The sequence below is a fragment of the Mesorhizobium sp. P5_C1 genome, from assembly GCF_054049815.1.
Genome location: NZ_JBFULQ010000313.1, coordinates 1 through 6,611, shown reverse-complemented (window position 1 = coordinate 6,611; position 6,611 = coordinate 1). Strand labels below are relative to the sequence as shown.

The following is a 6,611-nucleotide window of genomic DNA, read 5'->3' as shown; positions in this document are numbered from 1 at the left end:
GAAGAGCCCGGTAACCATTCGCTGGGCGCAGGAAATGGAGGACAAGAACGGCCGCTTCACCTGGGCCAACTGGGCTCCCAAGGACTGGATCGCCGCTTACAAGCGCGAGGTCGATATCTGCCGCAAGGCTGCCCCCGCCGCCAAATATATGTGGTCACCCAAAGGCGAAGAGGGTCTGGAAAAATACTATCCCGGCGACGACTACGTCGACGTCATCGGCCTGTCGGTGTTCGGGCTGCAGAAAAAGGACAATAACGAGACCGGACACGACCGTACGTTCGCCGAGGCGCTGAAGCCCGGCTATGACCGCGTCGCGGGCTTCAACAAGCCGGTCGTGGTGGCGGAGCTCGGCTATGTCGGGAAGCAGGAATATGTCTCGCAATGGGAAATCGATTCCCGCAAGTCCTATTCTGAATTTCCGGCCCTGACCTCGGTCGTCTACTTCAACCAGAAGGAAGTGTGGCCGTGGCTGGGTGGCTATGGACTGCCCGATTGGAGGGTTACCCAGCATATCTTGCCCTAGGGGGTGCTGTACCGGGTGTGGCGCAAAACTGGGCGTGGCGTAAAATAGTGGGGTAGGGTCGTGAAACGAGTATTGGGGAATTGTATCGGAACGGCGGTTGCCTGTTCCATTGGTGTCTTTGCCTTCCAGCTTCCCGCGGCAGCGATGACAGCGGCGCAGGTCGCCGAACTGGCCAGCCAAGCGGAGGCGGTGCCCGATGCGGGTATCTACCAGATGTACCAGAACCGTTCGTGGCTCTGGGGTCAAAACGGTGCCGGATTTTTTGCCGTGCAGCGCCGCCAATTCAGCGCCTGGACCTCGGACAAGGGCAAGCTGGGCTACGGCGACGGCATCTGGTTCCTCCCTGGAGGAGGCAAGCTGTGCTTCCGCGCAAAATGGCACGGAGCAGGAGGCGACTCCGACGCCCTCACCTGTTTCGAGCATCGCCAGGCCGGCAGGGTGGTTTACCAGCGCAAGATTCCGGATGGCGACTGGTACGTTTTCAGGAGTTCGGATCGCAACATGGCGGACGAGTTCATGAAAGTAAAATACGGCGACTATGCCACCTGGAAACAAAACCGGATCAAGGCAAAGCCGTAGACAGGGTCATCGGCGACAAGCTGCTGGCCTACGCCTTGCGCTCCCAGCGGCGGTCCGGCGTCTGCTGCCAGTAGGTGACGGCGTGGCCGGCGTCCTTCATCGTCTTCCAGTGCCCCCGGGCCGCCTCGACCTGGGCGGCATCGTGGCCGTCGAACAGGAACACCGCACGCTCGTAACCGCCAAGCTCGGGCGGCATGGCGCCATCGACCAGGAAGCGGATTTTTGCCTCGTTGAGATTGCCGTCGCCGGTGGTCAACAGGATCGGCTGTTCACCGGGATAGGCCTCACGATCGGTTGCATGGGCGAGGAACGAATCGTCGCGAAAAGTCCAAAGATGCTGGTCGAGCGCATCGCGGCGTTCCTCGGTGCCGGTCTGCACCACGGCGCGCCAGCCACGGTCGATGCTGCGCTCCAGGAGGCCGGGCAGTGCATCCTCCAGCGTCGATTCGGTCAGGTGGTAGAACAAGACGTCGGCCATCGCCTCAGCCTATACCGGATGAACCCGCTTACTGCTCATAATTGTCTCGCACCAGCCGATCGAGCAGCCTGACGCCGAAACCGGAACCCCAGGACTGGTTGATCTCGTTCGATGGCGAGCCCATCGCCGTGCCGGCAATGTCGAGATGCGCCCATGGGGTCTCCTTGACGAAGCGCTGCAGGAATTGCGCGGCGATGATGGCACCGCCATAGCGGCCGCCAATGTTCTTCATGTCGGCATTCTTGGAATCGATCAGCTTGTCATATTCGGCGCCGAGCGGCATGCGCCACAGCCGCTCCTGCGTCGCCTGCCCCGCCGCCGTCAGCCTTTGCGCCAATTCGTCGTTGTTGGAAAACAGGCCGGCATGGTGCTGGCCAAGCGCCACCATGATGGCGCCGGTCAGCGTCGCCAGATTGACCATGAATTTCGGCTGGAAACGGTCGTTGCAGTACCACAGCGCGTCGGCCAGCACGAGGCGGCCTTCGGCGTCGGTGTTGAGCACCTCGATGGTCTGCCCCGACATCGAAGTGACGATGTCGCCGGGGCGCTGGGCATGGCCGTCGACGGCGTTCTCGACCAGGCCGATGACGCCGACGACATTGGCCTTCGCCTTGCGCGCGGCCAGCGCATGCATCAGGCCGGTGACGGCGGCGGCACCACCCATGTCGCCCTTCATGTCCTCCATGCCGGAGGCCGGCTTCATCGAATTGCCGCCAGTGTCGAACGTGACGCCCTTGCCGACGAACGCAACCGGGCTGTCCTTTGGCTTGCCGCCGTTCCACTGCATGATCGCCATGCGGGCGCCGCGCGGCGAGCCCTGCGCGACACCGAGCAGCGAGCCCATGCCGAGCTTCTTCATCTCCTTCTCGGCCAGGATCTCGACCTTGACGCCGAGCGCCTCGAGTTCCTTGGCGCGGGCGGCGAACTCAACCGGCCCAAGCACGTTTGCCGGTTCGTTGACCAGGTCGCGCGCCAGAAGCACGCCGTCCATCACCGCCTCGGCGTCAGCGAAGGCCTTCTTCGCAGCGGCCGGAGCGGCGGTGTGGATGGTGACCTTGACCGGCTTTTTCGGCTCGGCCTCGTCCTTGTCCTTCCTGGTCTTGTACTTGTCGAAGGCATAGCTGCGCAGAAGAATGCCTGCCGCGAGGCTTGCCGCCTCCTTGCCGCTCGGCGAGGCGCCGACCATTTCGAGCACCACGGCCACGTCGGTCGCCTTGCGCAGCGACCCGGCAATGGTGCCGCCAAGCTTCAGCCACGCATATTCGTCGAGCCCCGACACCTTGCCGGCGCCGATCGCCACCAGCCTGTCGAGCGACGCTCCTTCGGGCGCCAGAACTTCGACGGTGCTGGCGAACTTGCCGGTGAATTCGGCGACCGGAAAGGCCCGCTCCAATGTCTTGCCCGGATCGCAAGCCTTGGCGGCGTCGCTCAGGCCGCCCTCATCCGCCGACAGCACGAAGACCGTGCCATTCTTGGGCGCGGAAAATTTGGCGAAGGCGATCGACGGTCTTTGGCTCATCATGTCCTGCTTTCGGAAAATGCGTAGCTTTTGGGGAAGTGGTTCGAAGCGATGCGCGACATTTGGTCGTTTTCCCGCATTTGGCAAGACTTTGCCAAATTCGCACCCCATATGACCAACGGAATCGATGGTGATTCTTCGCGGCACGGCCCCGCTTTTTGCCGCAACTTGTTGTTAACCATCGATGTTTTCCCTTTCTTATCCATTGCCGCCGACACTCCGACCGCCGGGGCGCGCGCAATGTGGGACGGAACCGGATCGACCATCCATGGAGCCAGTTGTGCAGGCGCCGCCGGACAGCTACCTTGTGCGGTGGCATGATGCCGTTCGAGAAAATCGAGAAAAGCCTTCATGAAGGTCATTGAACGCTACATCATGCGCCGCGCTTTCGTGGTCTTCCTGGCTGCGCTGGTGTGGACGCTGGCCATCGTCTGGACGACGCAAGTGCTGGCCAAGATCGACCTGGTCACCGACAGCGGCCAGTCGTCGCTGACCTTCTTCGAGGTGGCCGCTCTCATCCTTCCCTCCATCATCCCGATCGTCGTGCCCTTTGCCGTGGTGGTGGCGGTGGCACAGACACTCAGCGTCATGAATTCGGATTCCGAGCTCGCCGTCGTCAACGCCGCGGGCGCCTCGCGCTGGACGATCGTGCGGCCGATCATGCTTCTGGCACTCGCGGCCAGCGTCTTTTCCTTTGCCGTCGACAATGGCATCGACCCTGATGCTCGGCAGAAGAACCGGGCGCTGGTGGCGGCGTCGCACGCGGACCTGCTGTCGCTGATCATCCAGGAAGGCACCTTCCGCAAGATCGAGGATGGGCTGTTCCTGCAGATCGGCGAGCGGCTTCCCGACAATCGGTTGGGCGGTATCTTCGTCGCTGATTCGCGCGAAGAAGGGGTCAACCTCGTCTACTACGCCAAGACCGGCAGCATCATCGAACGCGGCGGCGAAAAGGTGCTGATGATGAATGACGGGGTCATTCATCGCAAAACACTGACCGGCGACCTGTCGGTCATCCGGTTTACATCCTATGCCTTCGACATGTCGGCCTTCATGGCGGCGGCCTCGGAGGTGACGCTACTGCCGAAGGACCAGACGACGCAGTACCTGCTCAATCCAAACCCCAACGACAAGAACTACCAGCAAATCCCGCTTGAATACCGGGCCGAGCTCAACCAGCGGTTTTCGGAATGGACCTATTCCATCGTCTTCGCACTGATTGCGCTCGCGGTCGCCGGGGACGCGCGCTCGCACCGCGAGGCACGCGTCAATCCGCTGATCACGGCGATTTCAGTATCGCTGTTCGTGCGCTGGMTGGGCTTCTTTGCCGCCAGCAAGGCCGATGAGGTCCCGCAATATGCCTATATGGTCTACGGCGTGCCCATCGTGGCATCGGCGGTGGCGATCTGGTTCATCGTATCCAACCGGACCTTGGAACTGCCGGTAGCCTGGGCGGACTGGATGACCAATTTCGCCACCCGCATCGGTGACAGCTGGAACGCGCTGAAGCTGCGTTTGTCCGGCACTTCAGGGCAAGGGGTCGGCTGATGGGCTGGACGCTGGGCCGCTATTTCTTCTTCCGCTACGTGACGATCACCTTCTGGTTCTTCATCGGCCTCCTGGCGCTGGTGTTCCTGATCGATTTCACCGAGCTTTCCGGCCGCACCACCGGCCTGCCCGGCTTCACTTACGGGACGGCGGTGGCCATTTCCGGGCTGCGGATGCCGATGATCATGCTGCAGACGGTGCCGTTTGTCGGCCTGTTCTCGGCGATGGCGACGCTGGTGTCGCTCAACCGGCGCTACGAGCTGGTCATCGCGCGTTCCGCCGGCGTTTCGGCCTGGCAATTCCTGTTGCCGTGCTGCATCGGAGCGTTGCTGTTCGGCATCCTGTCGGTAGGCGTCATCAATCCACTCGCCGCGCACGCCTTTTCCTGGTCCGAGCAGATCGAAACCGAGCTGCGCTCCGGCAAATCGAACACGGTTTCGGCCGATGCCGCACCCTGGATCCGGCAGAAAACCAGCTCCGGGGACACCATCATCGGTGCGCGTGCCATCCTCAACCAAGGCCTCGAGATGGCCGATGTCGTCTTTTTCGTTCTCGACCCGCAAGGCAACATCGTCGAGCGCAAGGATGCCGCGCGCGCCTTCCTGCGCGACGGCTATTGGGAATTGCAGGACGTCAGGACGTTCCAGAACGGCACGATCCAGGCAGCGACAAACGATCGCGTGCCGACCAATCTGAAGCCCGAATTCGTGCAGGAGCGGCTGGCGCGTCCCGAAACCATTCCGTTTTATGATCTGCCCGGAAAAATCGAGGTTGCCCGCTCCTTCGGCCTCAAGGCAAATGCCTTTGCCATGCAGTTTGATTCGCTGGTGGCGTTGCCGTTCCTTCTCGTCGCCATGACGCTGATTGCGGCAACGGTATCAATGCGATTTGCTAGGATGGGACAGTCAGCGACGATGATTCTGGGTGGCATCGTCGCCGGCTTTCTGCTTTATGTCGTTTCGGTTCTGGTGAAGGCATTCGGCGTGGCGGGATTTGTGCCGACTGTCGTAGCCGCCTGGGTCCCGGTCGTGGTGGCTATGTTCTTCGGGGTGACTTTCCTGCTATACAAGGAAGACGGCTAGTGAGGGAGGCGTTTTTGCCCAGCAACAGGCAGGCCGGTTTGGCGCGCCTCTATGCGGCTAGCGCCTTGGCGTGCCTGCTTGCCTGCGCCGTGCCGATGCCCGCGCTTGCGCAGGACGTCAGCGACATGGCGGCCACGGTTCCGTCCGGCTCGCAGATGCTGCTGGCGGCCGACACGCTGGTCTACAACAACGACAACCAGACGGTGACCGCCGTCGGTGGCGTGCAGATCGACTACGGCGGCAATCGCCTTGTCGCCCAGCGGGTCGAATACAACCGCAACACCAAGCGGATGGTCGCTAGCGGCAATGTCGAGGTCGTCAACAGCGACGGCACCAAGATCAATTCGGAACATATCGACATCACCGATGATTTCGCCGACGGCTTCGTCAACGCTTTGCGCGTCGAAACGATCGATAAGGCCTATTTTGCCGCCGAAAGCGCCGAGCGCATGGGCGGCGTGCTGACCACGTTCCACAATGGCGTCTACACCGCCTGCGAACCGTGCGAGGACAAGCCCAACAAGGCGCCGACATGGCGCGTCAAGGCCAGGAAAATCATCTGGAACGGCGAGAAGAAGACGGTTCGCTTCGAGAACGCGAATTTCGAGTTTTTCGGCTTCCCGCTTGCCTACCTGCCCGCGTTTGAGATTGCCGACCCGACAGTGAAGCGCAAGAGYGGCTTCCTGATCCCCAGCATCGTCTACAAGAGCGATCTCGGCGTCGGCGTAAAGGTTCCCTATTATTTCGCCTTGTCACCGACCTACGACCTGACCGTCACGGGCACCGGCTACACCAAGCAAGGCTTCCTCGGTGAGGCCGAGTGGCGCCAGCGCTTCAACAATGGTCGTGAGGCCGAGTGGCGCCAGCGCTTCAACAATGGTC

Annotated in this window: 8 protein-coding genes; 5 read left to right on the top strand and 3 right to left on the bottom strand. The window is 61.8% G+C overall.

Translation table 11 applies throughout. The annotated features are described in order from the left end of the window. Both ACXJ7R_RS21560 and ACXJ7R_RS21555 read left to right on the top strand, forming a co-directional pair. Positions 1-523: glycoside hydrolase family 26 protein (locus ACXJ7R_RS21560; protein ID WP_457153616.1), on the top strand; the 523-nt coding region annotated here is incomplete at its 5' end. Positions 524-583: 60 nt separating this feature from the next. After that, positions 584-1,102: a DUF995 domain-containing protein gene (locus ACXJ7R_RS21555; RefSeq protein WP_457153615.1), complete on the top strand. Its 519-nt coding sequence runs from the start codon at positions 584-586 to the stop codon at positions 1,100-1,102. Between the two features lie 28 nt (positions 1,103-1,130). Here the strand turns inward: ACXJ7R_RS21555 and ACXJ7R_RS21550 are convergent, their stop codons facing one another. From ACXJ7R_RS21550 to ACXJ7R_RS21540, 3 genes are read right to left on the bottom strand one after another with little or no spacing between them, the layout of a single operon-like run. Then, positions 1,131-1,580, bottom strand: coding sequence for a DNA polymerase III subunit chi (locus ACXJ7R_RS21550; protein WP_095086373.1), 450 nt, complete (start codon positions 1,578-1,580; stop codon positions 1,131-1,133). Between the two features lie 28 nt (positions 1,581-1,608). Next, positions 1,609-3,099: a leucyl aminopeptidase gene (locus ACXJ7R_RS21545; protein WP_457153614.1), complete on the bottom strand. Its 1,491-nt coding sequence runs from the start codon at positions 3,097-3,099 to the stop codon at positions 1,609-1,611. Beyond that, the gene (locus ACXJ7R_RS21540; protein WP_143748785.1) at positions 3,099-3,461 is read right to left on the bottom strand and encodes a hypothetical protein; all 363 of its coding nucleotides are present in this window, start codon (positions 3,459-3,461) and stop codon (positions 3,099-3,101) included. Before ACXJ7R_RS21540 ends, ACXJ7R_RS21545 begins: the two co-directional genes overlap by 1 nt. On the opposite strand from ACXJ7R_RS21540, the gene lptF reads away from it, so the two are divergent. The 3 genes from lptF to ACXJ7R_RS21525 form a co-directional block, all read left to right on the top strand. After that, on the top strand, positions 3,451-4,647 hold the full coding sequence (gene lptF, locus ACXJ7R_RS21535) for an LPS export ABC transporter permease LptF (RefSeq protein WP_457153613.1): 1,197 nt from the start codon (positions 3,451-3,453) through the stop codon (positions 4,645-4,647). The genes ACXJ7R_RS21540 and lptF overlap by 11 nt on opposite strands. Continuing rightward, positions 4,644-5,729, top strand: a complete 1,086-nt coding sequence (gene lptG / locus ACXJ7R_RS21530) for an LPS export ABC transporter permease LptG (RefSeq protein ID WP_457153617.1) — start codon at positions 4,644-4,646, stop codon at positions 5,727-5,729. The genes lptF and lptG overlap by 4 nt, the downstream gene beginning before the upstream one ends. Next, on the top strand, positions 5,729-6,611 hold an 883-nt coding region (locus tag ACXJ7R_RS21525; RefSeq protein ID WP_457153612.1), incomplete at its 3' end, for an LPS-assembly protein LptD. The genes lptG and ACXJ7R_RS21525, both read left to right, overlap by 1 nt.